The sequence below is a fragment of the Microbacterium laevaniformans genome, assembly GCF_016907555.1.
Taxonomy (GTDB): Bacteria; Actinomycetota; Actinomycetes; order Actinomycetales; family Microbacteriaceae; genus Microbacterium; species Microbacterium laevaniformans.
Genome location: NZ_JAFBCE010000001.1, coordinates 1,559,270 through 1,576,109, shown reverse-complemented (window position 1 = coordinate 1,576,109; position 16,840 = coordinate 1,559,270). Strand labels below are relative to the sequence as shown.

The window sequence follows — 16,840 nt, the reverse complement described above, 5'->3', positions numbered from 1 at the left end:
GGCATCCCGAGAAACCATCGGCGTCTCGACACATCACCGCTGCGGTGGTTTCTCGTCGTCGAGGTGGTTTCTCGGCGGGGATGCCGGCGCGGCGGAGGCGGCTAGCGCGCGCCGGCGGCGATGCGGGTGGTCAGCTGGTGCGCGTGGGCGAGGAGCGTGCGTCCGAGGTCGGGAATGCGCTCGGGGGAGAAGCGGAAGTCGACACCCGTGAGGCTCAGCGCCCACTGCGGGTGCCCCGCGCGCGTGAACACGGCCGCCCCGATGCCGTAGCTGCCTTCCACGATGAGCCCCGGGTTGAGGGCGTAGCCGCGGGCCTGCGTCTCGCGGAGACGCGCGCGCAGGCGCGGCTCGGCGTGCGCCGTGCCGTGACGCTCGGCGAGCTCGGGGTGCCGCTCGAAGTACGCGTCCACATCGTGGGAAGGCAGGAACGCGAGGATGGCGAGCCCCGCCGACGCGACGCCCAGCGGGAAGCGGATGCCCTCCGACAGGACGAACGACCGGATGGGGAACGCGCCGTCCTCGCGGATGAGGCACACCGTCTCGTCGCCACGGCGCACCGACAGGAACGCGCTCTCCTCGGTGCGCACCGCGAGCGCGCGGACGATGTCGCGCGCGATGGCGGTGATGTCGTAGCGGGATGCCGCGACCGTGCCCATCAGATAGAGCTCCGGTCCCGGCATCCAGGCGCCGGAGTGCTCGTCCTGGTCGACGAGGCCCTCGTGTCTCAGCGCGGTGAGCAGGCGGTGCGTCGTCGGGCGGGTCAGCTCAGCGCGGCGTGCGATCTCCGCGACCGAGAGGCCCTGCTCGCCCGCCGACGTGACGAGCCGCAGGAGTGCCGCCGCGCGCGCCACCGACTGCGCACCGGGGATGGTTCGTCGAGCGGACTCCACGATGTGGACAGTACGCGCCGCGGCATCCACATGGCAAGCGCCGACGTGCGCGGCCGTGCGGGACGGCGGAGGATGGAGGCGATACGCGGTGACAAAGGAGTGATTCGTGATCGACAAGACCTACCCGTCGGCGGCCGATGCGGTGGCCGACATCCCGGACGGCGCCTCGCTGGCCGTCGGCGGATTCGGCCTCTCGGGAAATCCCATCGCGCTCATCGGGGCGCTGCTGGCTCAGGGCACGCGCGATCTGTCGATCGTCTCGAACAACTGCGGCGTCGACGACTGGGGCCTCGGCGTGCTGCTGAACGCGAAGCGCATCCGAAAGATGACCTCCTCCTACGTCGGCGAGAACAAGGAGTTCGAGCGGCAGTTCCTCTCCGGCGAGCTCGAATTGGAGCTGACACCGCAGGGCACACTCGCCGAAAAGCTCCGGGCCGGCGGCGCGGGGATCGCCGCCTTCTTCACCCAGACCGGCGTCGGCACCCAGGTCGCGGAGGGCGGACTGCCGCGCAAGTACGACGGCGCCGGGGGCATCGCGGTGGCCTCGCCGCCGAAGGACGTTCGCACCTTCGCCGTCACCGGAGAGGAACGGGACTACGTGCTCGAGGAGGCGATCGTCACGGACTTCGCGCTCGTGCACGCCGCGAAGGGCGACACCCACGGCAACCTCGTCTTCCACAAGGCCGCCCGCAACTTCAATCCGCTCGCCGCCATGGCGGGGAGGGTCTGCATCGCGCAGGTCGAGGAGCTCGTCGCCCCCGGCGAACTCGACCCCGACGGCATCCACCTGCCCGGCATCTACGTGCACCGCATCGTGGAGGTCGGCACCGATATCGAGAAGCGCATCGAGCGCCGCACCGTCACGGTCGACGACAGCGCCGATCGCGACATCCCGGAAGGAGCCTGAGATGGCGCGCACCCGCAACGAGATGGCTGCACGTGCGGCCGCGGAGCTGGCCGACGGGTCGTACGTGAACCTCGGCATCGGCCTGCCGACGCTCGTGCCGAACTTCGTGCCCGACGACGTGACCGTCGTGCTGCAGTCGGAGAACGGCATCCTCGGCGTCGGTCCGTACCCGACCGAGGCGCACGTCGACCCCGACCTCATCAACGCGGGCAAGGAGACCGTCACCGTCCTTCCGGGCGCCGCGTTCTTCGACTCGGCGCTGAGTTTCGGCATGATCCGCGGCGGCAAGATCGACGCGGCCATCCTCGGCGCGATGCAGGTGTCGGCCTCCGGAGACCTGGCGAACTGGATGATCCCCGGGAAGATGGTCAAGGGTCCGGGCGGCGCCATGGACCTCGTCCACGGTGCGGAGCGGGTGATCGTCCTGATGGAGCATGTCGCCCGCGACGGCTCGGCCAAGATCGTGAACGCCTGCTCGCTGCCGCTGACCGGACGCGGCGTGGTCGACCGCATCATCACCGACCTGGCCGTCATCGACGTCACGGACGGCGGCCTCGTCCTCATCGAGACGGCCCCCGGCGTGAGCGTCGACGAGGTCGTCGCCGCCACCGAACCCGATCTGATCATCGCCGACGCACTCAAGGAGATCGCATGAGCACCGACGACATCGTCATCGTGGCCGCCGCCCGCACGCCGCAGGGGCGGCTCAAGGGGCAGCTCGCCTCCTTCACCGCGGCGCAGCTCGGCGGGTTCGCCATCGCCGGCGCGCTCGCGCAGGGCGCCATTGCCGCCGAGGCCGTGGATGCCGCGATCATGGGGCAGGTGCTGCCGGCCGGTTCCGGACAGAACCCGGCGCGCCAGGCGGCCCTCGCCGGCGGACTCGGCTGGGACGTCCCGGCATCCGCCGTCAACAAGGTGTGCCTGTCGGGCCTCACCGCGATCATCGACGCCAAGCGGATGATCGCCTCCGGCGACGCGAGGGTCGTCGTCGCGGGCGGCATGGAGTCGATGACGCGTGCGCCGCACCTGCTCATGGGCTCGCGCGAGGGCTGGAGCTACGGATCCGTCGAGGTGCTCGACCACATGGCCTACGACGGTCTGACCGACGCGTACGACCGCGAGAGCATGGGCGCCTCCACGGAGCGGCTGAACCCGCGCTTCGAGGTCACGCGCGAGCAGCAGGACCGCGTCGCCACCCTGTCGCACCAGCGCGCCGCGGCGGCGCGGGATGCCGGGGTCTTCGACGCCGAGATCGTCGCCGTCGAGGTGGCGCAACGCCGCGGTCCCGCGGTGACGATCACCACCGATGAGGGCATCCGCGACGAGACCACCGCCGAGACGCTCGCCGGTCTTCGCCCCGCATTCGCGCCCGACGGGTCGATCACGGCCGGCAACGCGTCGCAGATCTCCGACGGCGCCGCCGCCGTGGTGCTGACCACACGCGCGCACGCCGACGCGAGCGGATGGCCGGTGCTCGCCGTGGTGGGCGCGGCTGGTCAGGTCGCCGGTCCCGACAACTCGTTGCACGCGCAGCCCGCGCGCGCGATCGCGCAGGCCCTGCAGCGGCAGCAGCTCGCGGCATCCGATCTGGATCTCGTCGAGATCAACGAGGCGTTCGGCGCCGTCGTCGCCCGCTCGCAGCGCGAGCTCGGTGTGGGGGAGGACGTCGTGAACATTCACGGCGGCGGCATCGCCCTCGGGCACCCGATCGGCGCCTCCGGCGCGCGGCTCGTCGTCCACACCGTGCACGAGCTCGTCCGCCGCGGTTCGGGCACGGCCGCGGTCGGCCTCTGCGGCGGGGGAGGCCAGGGCGAGGCGCTCCTGCTCACGCGCTGACGCGCGACGCCGGCGGTTCGCCGCACACCGCGCGCCGGCCGGCCCGGCTATCGTCGGGGTGACGCACGGGGAGGTGACCGCGTGGGCCGAGCGCGCGACGAACGGTCTGCGGCGTTCGCCCGGTACTGGACGGCGGCTGCGCTGAGCTCGTTCGGCACTGCCATCACGACGGTCGCGATGCCCGTTCTCGTGGTCCAGCTGCTCGGCGCGACACCGCTCGAGGTCGGTGTCGTCAACGCGGCGCAGTTCGTTCCGTACGCCGTGCTCGGCGTCATCGCCGGTGTGTACACGGATCGCTGGCGTCGCCGACCCATCCTCGTCTGGGCCAGCATCGCGCGGGCGCTGTCGCTCGGGGCGGTACCCGTACTCTGGGCATGCGGCATCCTCCAGGTGTGGATGCTGGTCGTCGCGCTCCTGCTGTTCGGGTCGTTCTCGGTGTTCGGCTTCGCCGCGGCACAATCCCTCCTGCCTCGTCTCGTGCCGCGTGACGGGTAGCTTCGCGCCAACATGAGACTGGGCCCGACGGATGCCGCGGCCCAGACGCTCGGCCCGAGCATCGGCGGCGGCCTCGTGGGGCTGGTCGGCGCTCCCCTCGCCATCGTCATCGACGCGGTGAGCTACCTCGCCGAGGCCGTGCTGAACGCCACCGTGAGGGTCGAGGAGCCGCGGGCGCCGCATCGCCCAGCCCGACTGGGCACCGAGATCGGCCAGGGGATGCGGTGGACGTACCGGCATCCGATGCTGGGCCCTCTCACCGTATCGACTCACGTCTGGTTCGTCGCCAACGGCGCGGCGTTGACGGCGCTGTCGCTGCTGGCGCTTCGCGAGCTGGGATTCTCCGCGCTCACGTACGGGTTGCTGCTGACGGTCTTCGGAGTCTCGAGCCTGATCGGAGCGTCGAGCGCCGCCGTGCTCACGGGACGCATCGGCGCGGGACGCGCGATCGTGGGCGCACGCTCGCTCTACCCGCTGGCGTGGATCCTGGTCGCCGTGGCGCCGCCGTCGGAGCTCGGCGCGGCTCTTCTGTTCGTCGCGATCGGCGTGCAGGGCGCCGCGATGGGCATCGAGAACACGCCGGAGCAGCTCCTCTGGCAGACGCTCACCCCCGATCGGTTCCTGGGGCGTACCAACACGACCGACGCGCGGGCAACCGGACGCTCGCCGCTGTCGGGGCGTTGTCGGCCGGCGTCGCCGTCGGCCTTATCGGGGATCGGGGCGCTCTGGCCGCGACCGTCGTGGTGTTCGCCGTCGCCGCGGCGATCGCGTGGTTCTCTCCGCTGCGCCGCCGCGGGGAAGAAACTCTGGCGTTCGATTGACGTCTCCGCCAGTGCACGGTCCGTCGAGACGTCCGCGCGACCCGTCAGCCGGCGCGCGACCGGGTCGCGACCGACACCGGCTTCGTGCACGACGAGATCGGGCTCTGATCTCGTCGTGGCTCTCGGTGCTCAGCGCCGAAGGCGCGTCGCCAGCAGCTTCTGTTCGCTCCCACTGATGGGGGAGTCGGTCGAGACGACGCGCCCGCGCGAGGCGCGGTACGTGTCGACGATCGTGCCGATCGACAGTGCGAGCGTGATGCCCCAGCTCAACCAGGCGAGCGCCTGACGCCAGGTGAACGGCACATCGCCGCGCAGTCCCCGCAGCAGTGCGAGGCCGCTGGTCACGGCGGAGATGATCCCGGTCCCGAACAGGTACTTGCGCATGGGACCACGTTAGCCTGGAAGAACGCCTGCCGAGAGGAGCCGCGTGAGCGACCCGAAGTCAAAAGCCGACATGATCGTCGTGTCCAACCGTTTGCCCGTCGACCACGACCCCAGCGTCGAGGGCGGGTGGCGTCGCTCACCCGGAGGTCTCGTCGCCGCGCTCGAGCCGGTGCTCCAGCAGACCGGGGGCGCGTGGGTCGGCTGGCCCGGGACCGCGGGGCTGGAGCTCGAGCCGTTCGAGCTCGACGGTATGGAGCTCGTCCCGGTGACGCTCACCGACGAGGACGTCGAGCTCTATTACGAGGGCTTCTCCAACGACACCATCTGGCCGCTCTATCACGACGTCATCTCGCCGCCCGCCTACCACCGCGAGTGGTGGGAGGCGTATGTCCGCGTCAACGAGCGGTTCGCCGCCGCCGCGGCATCCGTCGCTGCTCCTGGCGCCGTCGTCTGGGTTCAGGACTATCAGCTGCAGCTCGTCCCGCGGCTGCTGCGGGCGCTGCGACCGGATGTGGTGATCGGCTACTTCCGCCACATTCCCTTCCCGGCATACGGTCTGTTCGCGCAGCTGCCGTGGCGCAAGCACGTGCTGGCCGGTCTGGTCGGAGCCGACGTCATCGGCTTCCAGCGGGTGCAGGATGCCGGCAACTTCACGAACGCGGTACGGCGCCAGTTCGGGTTCGAGACGAAGTCGGGCGCGATCCGCGTGGTCGCGGATGATGGTTCCGTGCGCACGGCCGTGGCGAAGGCGTACCCGATCTCGATCGACACGCAGCTCTACGACGAGATCGCCCGGCGCCCCGAGGTCCAGGCGCGAGCGAAGGAGATCCGTGCGAGCCTCGGCGACCCGCGGACCGTGATCTTCGGCGTCGATCGCCTCGACTACACGAAGGGCATCGGCCACCGGCTCAAGGCCTACGGCGAGCTCCTCGAGGAGGGCCGCCTGGACGTCGAGGACGTCACGCTCGTCCAGGTCGCGAGCCCCAGTCGCGAGCGCGTCGCCGCATACATGCAGCTGCGCGACGAGATCGAGCTCACCGTGGGACGCATCAACGGCGACCACGACACCGTCGGCCACACCGCGATCAGGTATCTGCATCACTCGTACCCGCGCGAGGAGATGGTCGCCCTGTATCTCGCGGCCGACGTGATGCTCGTCACGGCGCTTCGCGACGGCATGAACCTCGTCGCGAAGGAGTATGTCGCCAGTCGCATCGACAGTCGCGGGGTGCTCGTGCTCAGCGAGTTCACCGGCGCCGCCGACGAGCTCTCGCAAGCCGTGAAGGTCAACCCCCACGACATCGACGGACTCAAGGACGCGATCATGGCGGCGGTCGAGATGCAGCCCGCCGAGCAGGCCCGCCGGATGCGGGGCCTGCGCCGGCGCGTGCGCGACCACGACGTCGCCGACTGGTCACGACGCTTCCTGGCCGACCTCGACGCCGTCCGGAAGCAGGACGCGTGAGCGCCTGGGAGCCCATCTCCGCCCTGGCGCGTGTTCCGCGGTTGCTCGTCGCACTCGATTTCGACGGCACTCTCGCGCCCCTGGTCGACGAGCCGATGGCGGCGCGCATGAGCCAGGATGCGCGGGCAGCGGTCGAGGCGCTCGCACAGGCGCCGGGGACGACGGTCGCCTTGGTCTCGGGACGGACGCTGCGCGATCTGCGGGTGATCGCCGAGTACGACGACGACTCGCCGCTGCTTCTGGCCGGCTCGCACGGCGCGGAGCAGTGGCCGCCTCCGGGGGAGGCGCCTGCTCCCGTGGACCCTCTGCTGCTCACGCGGCGCGACGACCTGCGCGCGCGTGCCGAGGCCATCGCCGCCGACGCCGACCGTGCCTGGGTCGAGCCGAAGGAGTTCGGCTTCGCGCTGCACACGCGCCTCGTGTCGGATGCCGCCGTCGCGCGCGGCGTACAGGAGAAGATCGCGGCGCTCATGGCCGCGGAGGCTTCCGACTGGCGTCGTCGTGACGGCCACGACATCCTCGAGTACGCCTTCCGCGCCGAGGGCAAGGACGGCGCGGTCGCGCGGCTGCGCGCGCAGACCGGTGCGAACGCGGTGCTGTTCGCCGGCGACGACGTGACCGATGAGGATGCCTTGCGCAGTCTCCAGCCGGGTGACGTGGGTGTGCGGGTCGGCCCGGGTGAGACCGCGGCGACTGTTCGTGTCACCGGCATCCCCGAACTGGCGGCGCTGTTGACACGTCTGGCGCGCGAACGGGACATCCTGCGGGAATAGACTTCGAGGATGCCGGACAGCGATCCCTCCATCGACATCAAGCCCCGCAGTCGTGTCGTCACGGACGGCATCGAGGCGACGACCTCCCGCGGCATGCTGCGCGCCGTCGGCATGGGCGACGAGGACTGGGACAAGCCCCAGATCGGCATCGCGTCCAGCTGGAACGAGATCACGCCGTGCAACCTGAGCCTGGACAGGCTCGCGCAGGGCGCGAAGGAGGGCGTGCACGCCGGCGGCGGGTACCCCCTGCAGTTCGGCACGATCTCCGTGTCGGACGGCATCTCCATGGGTCACGAGGGCATGCACTTCTCGCTCGTGTCCCGTGAAGTCATCGCCGACTCGGTGGAGACCGTGGTCATGGCCGAGCGGCTCGACGGCACCGTGCTGCTCGCCGGATGCGACAAGTCGATTCCGGGCATGCTCATGGCCTCTGCCCGCCTCGATCTGTCGAGCGTGTTCCTCTACGCGGGATCCATCGCGCCGGGGTGGGTGAAGCTGTCGGACGGCACCGAGAAGGACGTCACGATCATCGACTCGTTCGAAGCAGTCGGCGCGTGCCTCGCAGGGAAGATGAGCGAGGCCGACCTCAAGCGCATCGAGTGCGCGATCGCGCCCGGCGAGGGCGCGTGCGGCGGCATGTACACCGCGAACACGATGGCCTCCGTCGCCGAAGCGCTGGGGTTGAGCCTTCCCGGCTCCGCCGCGCCGCCGTCGGCGGACCGTCGCCGCGACTACTACGCCCACCGCTCGGGGGAGGCGGTGGTGAACCTGCTGCGCCAGGGCATCACGACGCGCGACATCCTCACGAAAGAGGCGTTCGAGAACGCCATCGCCCTGGCCATGGCCCTCGGCGGCTCGACCAACGTCGTGCTGCACCTGCTCGCCATCGCCCGCGAAGCCGATGTCGAGCTGAGCCTGCACGACTTCAACCGCATCGGTGACAAGGTACCGCACGTGGCGGATATGAAGCCGTTCGGTAAGTACGTGATGAACGACGTCGACCGTCACGGCGGCATCCCCGTCATCATGAAGGCCATGCTCGACGAGGGACTGCTGCACGGCGACGCTCTCACGGTGACGGGGAAGACCCTCGCCGAGAACCTCGCAGAGCTCGATCCCGACCCGATCGACGGCACCGTCATCCACACCTTCGATGACCCGATCCACGCGACGGGCGGCATCACGATCCTCCACGGCTCACTGGCTCCCGAGGGCGCCGTCGTCAAGACCGCGGGCTTCGATGCGTCGGTGTTCGAGGGGCCCGCGCGGGTGTTCGAGCGGGAGCGCGCGGCGATGGACGCCCTGGAGGCGGGCGAGATCGCCGCGGGCAGCGTGATCGTCATCCGCTACGAGGGGCCGAAGGGCGGCCCCGGCATGCGCGAGATGCTCGCCATCACGGCGGCCATCAAGGGCGCGGGGCTCGGAAAAGATGTACTACTGTTGACGGACGGCAGATTCTCAGGCGGCACAACCGGCCTGTGCATCGGCCACATAGCACCCGAAGCGGTGGACGCAGGTCCTATCGCCTTCGTGCGCGATGGTGATCTGATACGGGTCGATATCGCGGCTCGCACTCTCGACCTACTCGTCGACGACGCAGAGCTGAACTCCCGCCGTGCCGGCTGGGAGCCGCTTCCACCGCGCTACACCCGTGGCGTTCTGGCCAAGTACTCGAAACTCGTGCGCTCCGCAGCGGAGGGCGCGACGACCGGCTGAGGCCGTGACACCCAGGGCGGGAAGCCGTCCTCACACGCATCTGACACCCGAGGTACCACTATGTCTCTCGACACCGCGGCCGTGCCGCGACCACCCGCCCGCGGAGCTGCTGCTCCGGTGATGACCGGAGCCCAGGCCGTCGTCCGATCCCTCGACATGCTCGGGGTCACGGACGTCTTCGGCCTGCCCGGCGGCGCCATCATGCCGGTCTACGACCCCCTGATGGACGATGAGGCGGTACGCCACATCCTCGTCCGCCACGAGCAGGGCGCCGGTCACGCGGCCGAAGGGTACGCCGCCGCATCCGGACGCACCGGCGTCGCGATCGCGACGTCCGGTCCCGGCGCGACCAACCTCGTCACCGCCATCGCCGATGCCTACATGGACTCGGTGCCCCTCGTCTGCATCACGGGCCAGGTGTTCAGCCACCTCATGGGCACCGACGCCTTCCAGGAGGCGGACATCGTCGGCATCACGATGCCGATCACCAAGCACTCGTTCCTGGTCAAGACCGCCGAGGAGATCCCCGGCGCGATCGCTGCGGCGTTCGAGATCGCCTCCACGGGGCGCCCCGGTCCCGTCCTGGTCGACATCACGAAGGATGCGCAGCAGGCCTCGGCACCGTTCGTGTGGCCCCCGAAGATCGAGCTGCCCGGCTACCGCCCGGTCACGAAGGCGCACGGCAAGCAGATCCAGGCGGCGGCGCAGCTGATCGCGCATGCGAAGAAGCCCGTGCTGTACGTCGGTGGCGGCGTCATCCGCGCCCGTGCGGCGGCGGAGCTGCGCGTGTTCGCCGAAGCGACCGGCGCCCCCGTCGTGACGACGCTCATGGCGCGCGGGGCGTTCCCCGACTCGCACCCGCAGAACCTCGGCATGCCCGGGATGCACGGCACGGTCCCGGCGGTGCTCGCGCTGCAGGAGTCCGATCTCATCGTCGCGCTGGGTGCCCGCTTCGACGACCGCGTGACCGGAAAGGCCGACGAGTTCGCGCCGAACGCGCAGGTCGTGCACGTCGACATCGATCCGGCGGAGATCTCGAAGATCCGCACGGCCGACGTGCCGATCGTGGGGGATCTGAAGGAGGTGCTCGTCGACCTGGATGCCGCGTTCCAGAGCGCCCGCGTCGACCACACGCCCGACATCGAGGAGTGGTGGGCCTACCTCGACGGTCTGGTCACCGAGTTCCCGCTGGGTTACGCCGAGCCCGAGGACGGCCTGCTCGCGCCGCAGTACGTCATCAAGCGCATCGGCGAGCTCACCGGACCCGAGGCCGTCTACGCGGCGGGCGTCGGCCAGCACCAGATGTGGGCCGCGCAGTTCATCAGCTACGAGCGGCCCAACGCGTGGCTCAACTCCGGTGGAGCCGGAACGATGGGCTACTCGGTGCCGGCCGCCATGGGCGCGAAGGTCGCCGAGCCCGACCGTGTCGTGTGGGCCATCGACGGCGACGGCTGCTTCCAGATGACGAATCAGGAACTGGCCACCTGCGTCCTGAACGACATCCCGATCAAGGTCGCGATCATCAACAACTCGAGTCTCGGCATGGTGCGCCAGTGGCAGACGCTGTTCTTCGCGGGCCGTCACTCCAACACCGATCTCAACACCGGTCACGGCACGGTACGCGTGCCCGACTTCGTGAAGCTCGCCGACGCCTACGGCTGCCTCGGCATCCGCGTCGAGAAGATCGAAGAGGTGGATGCCGCCATCACGCTGGCACTGGAGACGAACGACCGGCCCGTCGTCATCGACTTCGTCGTGTCGGCCGACGCGATGGTGTGGCCGATGGTGCCGCAGGGTGTGAGCAACAGCTTCGTCCAGTACGCCCGCGATCATGCGCCCAGCTTCGACGGGGAGGACTGAGATGAGCCGTCATGTCCTGAGTCTTCTGGTCGAGAACAAACCGGGTCTGCTGACCCGGGTGGCCGGCCTGTTCGCTCGCCGCGGCTTCAACATCGAGTCGCTCGCGGTGGGCGTCACCGAGGTGCCCGGCCTGTCGCGCATCACGGTCGTCGTCGACGTCGAGGAGCTGCCGCTCGAGCAGGTGACCAAGCAGCTGAACAAGCTGATCAACGTGATCAAGATCGTCGAACTGGAGCCAGCGGCGTCCGTACAGCGCGAACACATGCTGATCAAGGTGCGCGCCGACAACCAGACGCGCTCCAACGTGATCGAGGTCGTGAACCTCTTCCGTGCGTCCGTGGTCGACTATGCGACGGACGCCCTCGTCGTCGAGGTCACGGGTGATCGCGGCAAGATCGACGCCATCCTTCGCGCTCTCGAGCCGTTCGGCATCAAGGAGCTCGCCCAGTCGGGCCTGTTGGCCATCGGCCGCGGCGGCAAGTCCATCACCGAACGCGTCCTGCGCGGCTGACCCCCTCACGGGCGCCTCGACTCGCTGCGCCCGCTCAATGACCGGAAAGAAATCAAGGAGAAACACACACCATGGCTGAGATCTTCTACGACTCCGACGCCGACCTGTCCGTCATCCAGAACAAGAAGGTCGCGATCGTCGGCTACGGCTCGCAGGGACACGCGCACGCGCAGAACCTCCGCGACTCGGGCGTCGAGGTCGTCATCGCGCTCAAGGACGGCTCGAAGTCGATCGCGAAGGCCCAGGAGGACGGCTTCGAGGTGAAGAACGTCGCCGACGCCACCGCGTGGGCCGACCTGATCATGATCCTCGCGCCCGACCAGCACCAGCGCGGCATCTACAGCGAGAGCATCCTGCCGAACCTGTCGGCCGGCAAGACCCTGGCCTTCGCCCACGGCTTCAACATCCGCTTCGGCTACATCGACGCCCCCGAGGGTGTCGACGTGATCCTCGTCGCCCCCAAGGCGCCGGGGCACACCGTGCGTCGCGAGTTCGTCGCCGGCCGCGGCATCCCGGACATCATCGCCGTCGAGCGCGACGCCTCTGGCCACGCCTGGGAGACCGCGCTGTCGTACGCGAAGGCGATCGGCGGCACGCGCGCCGGCGTCATCAAGACCACGTTCACCGAAGAGACCGAGACCGACCTGTTCGGTGAGCAGGCCGTGCTCTGCGGTGGCGTGTCCCAGCTCGTCCAGTACGGCTTCGAGACGCTGACCGAGGCCGGCTACCAGCCGCAGATCGCGTACTTCGAGGTGCTGCACGAGCTCAAGCTCATCGTCGACCTCATGTGGGAGGGCGGAATCGCCAAGCAGCGCTGGTCGGTTTCCGACACCGCTGAGTACGGCGACTACGTCTCGGGCCCGCGTGTCATCGACCCGCGCGTCAAGGAGAACATGCAGGGCGTTCTGGCCGACATCCAGTCCGGCGCTTTCGCCGAGCGCTTCATCGGCGACCAGGATGCCGGAGCTCCCGAGTTCCAGGAGCTGCGTGCGAAGGCCGCCGCCCACCCGATCGAGGCCGTCGGCAAGGACCTGCGCGCCCTGTTCGCGTGGAAGCAGCAGGACGCCGACTACACCGAGGGCTCCGCCGCGCGCTGACCTCGTCCAGACCTCGGCACACCCGCCGAGCAGGCTTGCGAAAGCCATACCGGCCCGGCCCCCACACAAGGGGGCCGGGCCTTTCGCTTGCTAACGTGACGGCATGATCGTCGCGCTGGAGGTCGCCGTTCAGGACGCCGCGGGCGCCCGCGCCGCCATCGACGCAGGAGCGGACCGGCTCGAGCTCTGCCAGGCGCTGGCTGTCGGTGGGCTCACGCCGTCGATCGCGCTGGTGGAGATGACGGTCGCCGCTGTCGGCGGGGAACGCGTGAACGTCCTCGTGCGTCCCCGCGCGGGAGGATTCGTCTACGACGACGACGAGATCGCCCTCGTCGCCGCCGACATCCACGCGGTGAGGGTCGCCGGGGCGGCGGGTGTCGTCGTCGGCGCACTGACTCGCGACGGGCACCTCGACGCGGCGGCGCTGCGGAGGTGGAGGGATGCCGCCGGCGACGGCACGCTCGTGTTCCACCGCGCGATCGACGCGGCCCCCTCACCGCTCGCCGTCTTCGACGAGCTCGCCGCGATCGGCGTCGATCGCGTGCTGACCTCGGGCGGCGCCGCCCGCTCCGTCGACGGCACGGATATGCTGCGACTCCTGGTCGCGGCGGACACCGGTATCGAGATCATGGCCGGCGGCGGCATCCGCGTCGGCGACATCGCGCGCATCGTCGCCGTGGGCGTCGACGCCGTGCATCTGTCCGCCCGCGCCGTCACCGGTCTCGACGCGCCCTCGGGGCCCGGGGGAGGAGCGGGCGGCCACGACGTCACCGACCCGGTCGTGGTGGCGGCGGCAGCGGCCGCCGTCCGCAGTACGCTTTCGGAGTGAGCACGCCACGTGATGACGACGCCCTGAGCTGGGACGGCGACGATGACCCGACTCTCGAGGTGGGCCACCGACCCGCCGCCGAGCCGGTGACCGCCCCGACGGCCGCGCCCGAGCTGGCCGCGCTTCCCGACGGATTCACGGCCGTCGGCAAGGGCAGCACCACCGTCGGCCACATCGACGCGGACGGCACCGTCACGATGCCCGACGCGCCGACCCAGATGTCGAACGCGATGCTCGTGACCCTCGGCATCCTCGCCGGCGCTTACCTGCTGTTCACCATCGGCTGGATCATCGGCGGGTTGCGTCTGCAGGGCACGGCGGAGTTCCTCGTCAGCCCGGTCGGGTACGCGGCCGCCCTGTGGCTCGCCGTCGCGGCGGCGCCGGTGTGGTTCCTCACGGTGTTCGTCCTCACCCGCGCCGCGAAGGCCTGGGTGCGCGTGCTGCTGCTGGTCGGCGGTCTCGCCCTGCTCGTACCGTGGCCCTTCATCCTCGTCGGGGCGGTGGGACGATGACCACGAGCGCCCCCACGCCCTCCCGCACGCGTGCCCTGCCCACCTGGCTGATCGTCGCCATCTCCGTCGTGTTCGGGCTGTTCTACGCGTACTTCGTGTGGAACGCCGTCGGCTTCCTCTCGCAGGCCGCATCGGGTGCTCAGCCGCTGAACGCCTACGGCTGGTTCGTGCTGCTGCTGTCGGTCGTCTTCCCGCTGATCGCGTTCGGCGTCGCCTTCGCCGTCGGCTGGCGGCGGACGTGGTGGGAGTTCGCCCTCGTCCTCATCACCGGTCTGTGTGTCGTGGCGGTGTTCTGGCTGAACATCCTGACGTACACCGTGGGGCCCTCCGGCTCGTCGATGCTCGGCTGATCCCACGCTTTTGCCCGGCCGTCATACGGTCGGGGGCAGGGGGGTCTGACCGGTAGGCTGGCATCCTTCCACCCGCTCCGATCCTGCGCAAAGGTCCTGCCGCTGTGTCCAAGCCTGTCGTCCTCATCGCCGAAGAACTCTCACCCGCCACGATCGATGCCCTGGGGCCGGACTTCGATGTCCGTCAGGTCGACGGCACCGACCGTCCCGCGCTCCTTTCGGCTCTGGCCGACGCCCACGCCATCCTGATCCGATCGGCGACGAAGGTGGATGCCGAGGCGATCGCAGCGGCTCCTGTACTCAAGGTCGTCGCGCGTGCCGGCGTCGGACTCGACAACGTCGACATCAAGGCCGCCACGGCCGCGGGGGTCATGGTCGTCAACGCGCCGACCTCCAACATCATCTCGGCGGCCGAGCTGACGATCGGGCACATCCTGAGCCTTGCCCGTCACATCCCCGCCGCTCACGCGTCGCTGGCCGCCGGCGCCTGGAGGCGCAGCTCGTTCACGGGCACAGAGCTCTTCGAGAAGACCGTCGGCATCATCGGTCTCGGCCGCATCGGCGCCCTCATCGCCGCTCGTCTGCAGGCATTCGGCGTGAGCGTCGTGGCGTACGACCCGTATGTCACGCCGACCCGCGCCCAGCAGCTCGGCGTCACGCTCCTGAGCCTCGATGACCTGCTCGCACAGAGTGACTTCATCACGATCCACATGCCCAAGACGCCCGAGACGACCGGCATGATCGGCGCGGCGCAGTTCGTGCGCATGAAGCCCACCGCCTACGTCGTCAACGTCGCGCGCGGTGGACTCATCGACGAGGAGGCGCTCTACACGGCGTTGACCACGGGGGAGATCGCCGGCGCCGGACTCGACGTGTTCACGAGCGAGCCCCCGAAGCCCGACGGCACCGCGTTCCCGCTGCTGTCGCTCCCGAACGTCGTGGTGACCCCGCACCTGGGCGCCTCCACCGACGAGGCGCAGGAGAAGGCCGGCATCTCCGTCGCCCGATCGGTCAAACTCGCCCTCGAAGGCGACCTCGTGCCCGATGCGGTCAACGTCGCCGGAGGAGTCATCGACCCGTTCGTGCGTCCCGGCATCGCTCTCGTCGAGCAGCTCGGTCAGGTCTTCTCCGGCCTTGCGACCAGCGCCCTCACGAGCCTGGACATCGAGGTGCGCGGCGAGCTCGCCGCCTACGACGTCAGCGTCTACCGCCTCGCGGCGCTGAAGGGCATCTTCACGAAGATCGTCAGCGAGAACGTGTCCTACGTGAACGCGCCGTTGTTCGCCGAGCAGCGCGGCATCGAGACCCGTCTCATCGTCGAGGCCGACAGCCCGCTCTATCGCAACATCACGATTCTGCGCGGCACGCTGTCGGACGGAACGGTGCTCGAGGTTGCGGGAACGCTTGCCGGCACGCGGATGGTCCCGAAGATCGTCGGCATCAACGGCTACGAGATCGAGGTGCCGATCGACAAGCACCACATCCTCATGCGCTATGCGGACCGCCCGGGCATCGTCGCGATCTACGGGCAGAAGCTCGGTGAGGCGGGGATCAACATCGCCGGTCTGTTCGTCGCTCAGCCCGACGCCTCGGGTCGCGCTCTCTCGGTGCTCACGGTCGACCAGCCCGTGCCGGACGCGATCCTCGACGACACGCGACAGGCGATCGGCGCCGACCTCTTCCGTCAGCTGGAGATCGTCGAGGCCTGATCCCGCGGCGCGGGGTTTCGGGGCGCCACGGCATCCTGTCGTCGGGCCGCCATGATTCCTCCGAGCCGCTATGGTTTAGCGCGCAAAACCATGGCGGCTCGGTGAGAACGTGGCGGCTCGGCAGGATGCGGGGGTCAGCGGACGGCGCGCTCGACCAGGGCCACCAGCGCGTCGAGCGCGTCGCCGCGGGGGACCGGACCGGGGATCGATCCGCCCGAGAGCGCATTGTTGAAGTAGAGGCCGTCCCCGACGAGCATCACGAGATCGAGCGCCGCGCCCTCGGGGGCGTAGGGACGCAGCGCGTCGGCCCACTTCTCCCGCACCTCCCGCAATGCCTCGGCGGCGTGGCCGTTGCCGCCCTGCGCGAGACGCGAGGTGGCGAGGATGACGCGGTCGATCGGGTCGTTCGACATGACGGATGAATGCAGATAGTGGGCGATGGGGCCGCCCGGGTAGCTCGACATCGCCGCGACGTCCTCGTCGACGAGGCTCTGGAGGCGTTCGATCAGGCCCGCCTCGAGCATCTCCTTCGAGGCGAAGTGGTAGAGCAGGCCACCTTTGGAGACCCCCGCTGCGCGCGCCGTGGCATCCATCGTCGCCGCGCGTTCACCCTCCTCCACGAGGATCGCCTCGAAGGCGTCGAGCACCTTCTCGCGGGCCAGGGGAGGGCGACTCATGGTGTCGA

At 69.8% G+C, this 16,840-nt stretch carries 15 protein-coding genes and 1 pseudogene; 14 read left to right on the top strand and 2 right to left on the bottom strand.

Annotated elements, in window-relative coordinates:
- Positions 1-101: 101 nt before the first annotated feature.
- Positions 102-890 (bottom strand): IclR family transcriptional regulator, encoded by a 789-nt coding sequence (locus tag JOE53_RS07415; RefSeq protein ID WP_204947295.1) that lies wholly within the window; start codon positions 888-890, stop codon positions 102-104.
- A gap of 106 nt (positions 891-996) precedes the next feature.
- On the opposite strand from JOE53_RS07415, the gene JOE53_RS07410 reads away from it, so the two are divergent.
- From JOE53_RS07410 to serA, 14 genes and pseudogenes are all read left to right on the top strand, one after another.
- On the top strand, positions 997-1,797 hold the full coding sequence (locus JOE53_RS07410; RefSeq protein WP_204947294.1) for a CoA transferase subunit A: 801 nt from the start codon (positions 997-999) through the stop codon (positions 1,795-1,797).
- 1 nt (position 1,798) lies between these two features.
- Complete coding sequence (locus JOE53_RS07405) at positions 1,799-2,452, top strand: 3-oxoacid CoA-transferase subunit B (protein WP_197017308.1); 654 nt, start codon at positions 1,799-1,801, stop codon at positions 2,450-2,452.
- Complete coding sequence (locus JOE53_RS07400; RefSeq protein ID WP_036290468.1) at positions 2,449-3,633, top strand: acetyl-CoA C-acyltransferase; 1,185 nt, start codon at positions 2,449-2,451, stop codon at positions 3,631-3,633. Before JOE53_RS07405 ends, JOE53_RS07400 begins: the two co-directional genes overlap by 4 nt.
- A gap of 81 nt (positions 3,634-3,714) precedes the next feature.
- Positions 3,715-5,235 (top strand): annotated as a pseudogene (locus JOE53_RS07395) (MFS transporter).
- A gap of 168 nt (positions 5,236-5,403) precedes the next feature.
- Positions 5,404-6,798, top strand: a complete 1,395-nt coding sequence (locus JOE53_RS07385) for an alpha,alpha-trehalose-phosphate synthase (UDP-forming) (protein ID WP_204948192.1) — start codon at positions 5,404-5,406, stop codon at positions 6,796-6,798.
- A complete protein-coding gene (gene otsB / locus JOE53_RS07380; protein WP_204947292.1) occupies positions 6,795-7,571 on the top strand; it encodes a trehalose-phosphatase in 777 nt (258 codons plus the stop codon). The genes JOE53_RS07385 and otsB overlap by 4 nt, the downstream gene beginning before the upstream one ends.
- A 9-nt stretch (positions 7,572-7,580) precedes the next feature.
- Entirely contained in the window at positions 7,581-9,287 is a 1,707-nt protein-coding gene (gene ilvD, locus JOE53_RS07375) for a dihydroxy-acid dehydratase (RefSeq protein ID WP_204947291.1), read from the top strand.
- A gap of 60 nt (positions 9,288-9,347) precedes the next feature.
- Complete coding sequence (locus tag JOE53_RS07370) at positions 9,348-11,147, top strand: acetolactate synthase large subunit (protein WP_204947290.1); 1,800 nt, start codon at positions 9,348-9,350, stop codon at positions 11,145-11,147.
- 1 nt (position 11,148) lies between these two features.
- Complete coding sequence (gene ilvN / locus JOE53_RS07365) at positions 11,149-11,658, top strand: acetolactate synthase small subunit (protein WP_036290481.1); 510 nt, start codon at positions 11,149-11,151, stop codon at positions 11,656-11,658.
- 71 nt (positions 11,659-11,729) lie between these two features.
- On the top strand, positions 11,730-12,755 hold the full coding sequence (gene ilvC, locus JOE53_RS07360) for a ketol-acid reductoisomerase (protein ID WP_039415608.1): 1,026 nt from the start codon (positions 11,730-11,732) through the stop codon (positions 12,753-12,755).
- 103 nt (positions 12,756-12,858) lie between these two features.
- A complete protein-coding gene (locus tag JOE53_RS07355; RefSeq protein ID WP_204947289.1) occupies positions 12,859-13,584 on the top strand; it encodes a copper homeostasis protein CutC in 726 nt (241 codons plus the stop codon).
- Positions 13,581-14,096 (top strand): DNA polymerase III subunit gamma/tau, encoded by a 516-nt coding sequence (locus tag JOE53_RS07350; protein ID WP_204947288.1) that lies wholly within the window; start codon positions 13,581-13,583, stop codon positions 14,094-14,096. Before JOE53_RS07355 ends, JOE53_RS07350 begins: the two co-directional genes overlap by 4 nt.
- Entirely contained in the window at positions 14,093-14,446 is a 354-nt protein-coding gene (locus JOE53_RS07345; protein WP_204947287.1) for a bacitracin resistance protein, read from the top strand. The genes JOE53_RS07350 and JOE53_RS07345 overlap by 4 nt, the downstream gene beginning before the upstream one ends.
- A 104-nt stretch (positions 14,447-14,550) precedes the next feature.
- A complete protein-coding gene (serA, locus tag JOE53_RS07340) occupies positions 14,551-16,155 on the top strand; it encodes a phosphoglycerate dehydrogenase (RefSeq protein WP_204947286.1) in 1,605 nt (534 codons plus the stop codon).
- A 134-nt stretch (positions 16,156-16,289) separates the two neighbouring features.
- Here serA and JOE53_RS07335 read toward each other — a convergent pair whose 3' ends face one another.
- Positions 16,290-16,832 (bottom strand): TetR/AcrR family transcriptional regulator, encoded by a 543-nt coding sequence (locus JOE53_RS07335; RefSeq protein ID WP_204947285.1) that lies wholly within the window; start codon positions 16,830-16,832, stop codon positions 16,290-16,292.
- Positions 16,833-16,840 lie beyond the last annotated feature (8 nt).

Excerpts from the sequence above, each read along its gene's own strand:
- ilvN (WP_036290481.1), top strand. The coding sequence starts at position 11,149 with ATGAGCCGTCATGTCCTGAGTCTTCTGGTCGAGAACAAACCGGGTCTG.
- JOE53_RS07400 (WP_036290468.1), top strand. The coding sequence starts at position 2,449 with ATGAGCACCGACGACATCGTCATCGTGGCCGCCGCCCGCACGCCGCAG.
- JOE53_RS07370 (WP_204947290.1), top strand. The coding sequence starts at position 9,348 with ATGTCTCTCGACACCGCGGCCGTGCCGCGACCACCCGCCCGCGGAGCT.
- JOE53_RS07405 (WP_197017308.1), top strand. The coding sequence starts at position 1,799 with ATGGCGCGCACCCGCAACGAGATGGCTGCACGTGCGGCCGCGGAGCTG.
- JOE53_RS07335 (WP_204947285.1), bottom strand. The coding sequence starts at position 16,832 with ATGAGTCGCCCTCCCCTGGCCCGCGAGAAGGTGCTCGACGCCTTCGAG.
- JOE53_RS07345 (WP_204947287.1), top strand. The coding sequence starts at position 14,093 with ATGACCACGAGCGCCCCCACGCCCTCCCGCACGCGTGCCCTGCCCACC.
- ilvC (WP_039415608.1), top strand. The coding sequence starts at position 11,730 with ATGGCTGAGATCTTCTACGACTCCGACGCCGACCTGTCCGTCATCCAG.
- JOE53_RS07385 (WP_204948192.1), top strand. The coding sequence starts at position 5,404 with ATGATCGTCGTGTCCAACCGTTTGCCCGTCGACCACGACCCCAGCGTC.
- JOE53_RS07355 (WP_204947289.1), top strand. The coding sequence starts at position 12,859 with ATGATCGTCGCGCTGGAGGTCGCCGTTCAGGACGCCGCGGGCGCCCGC.
- ilvD (WP_204947291.1), top strand. The coding sequence starts at position 7,581 with ATGCCGGACAGCGATCCCTCCATCGACATCAAGCCCCGCAGTCGTGTC.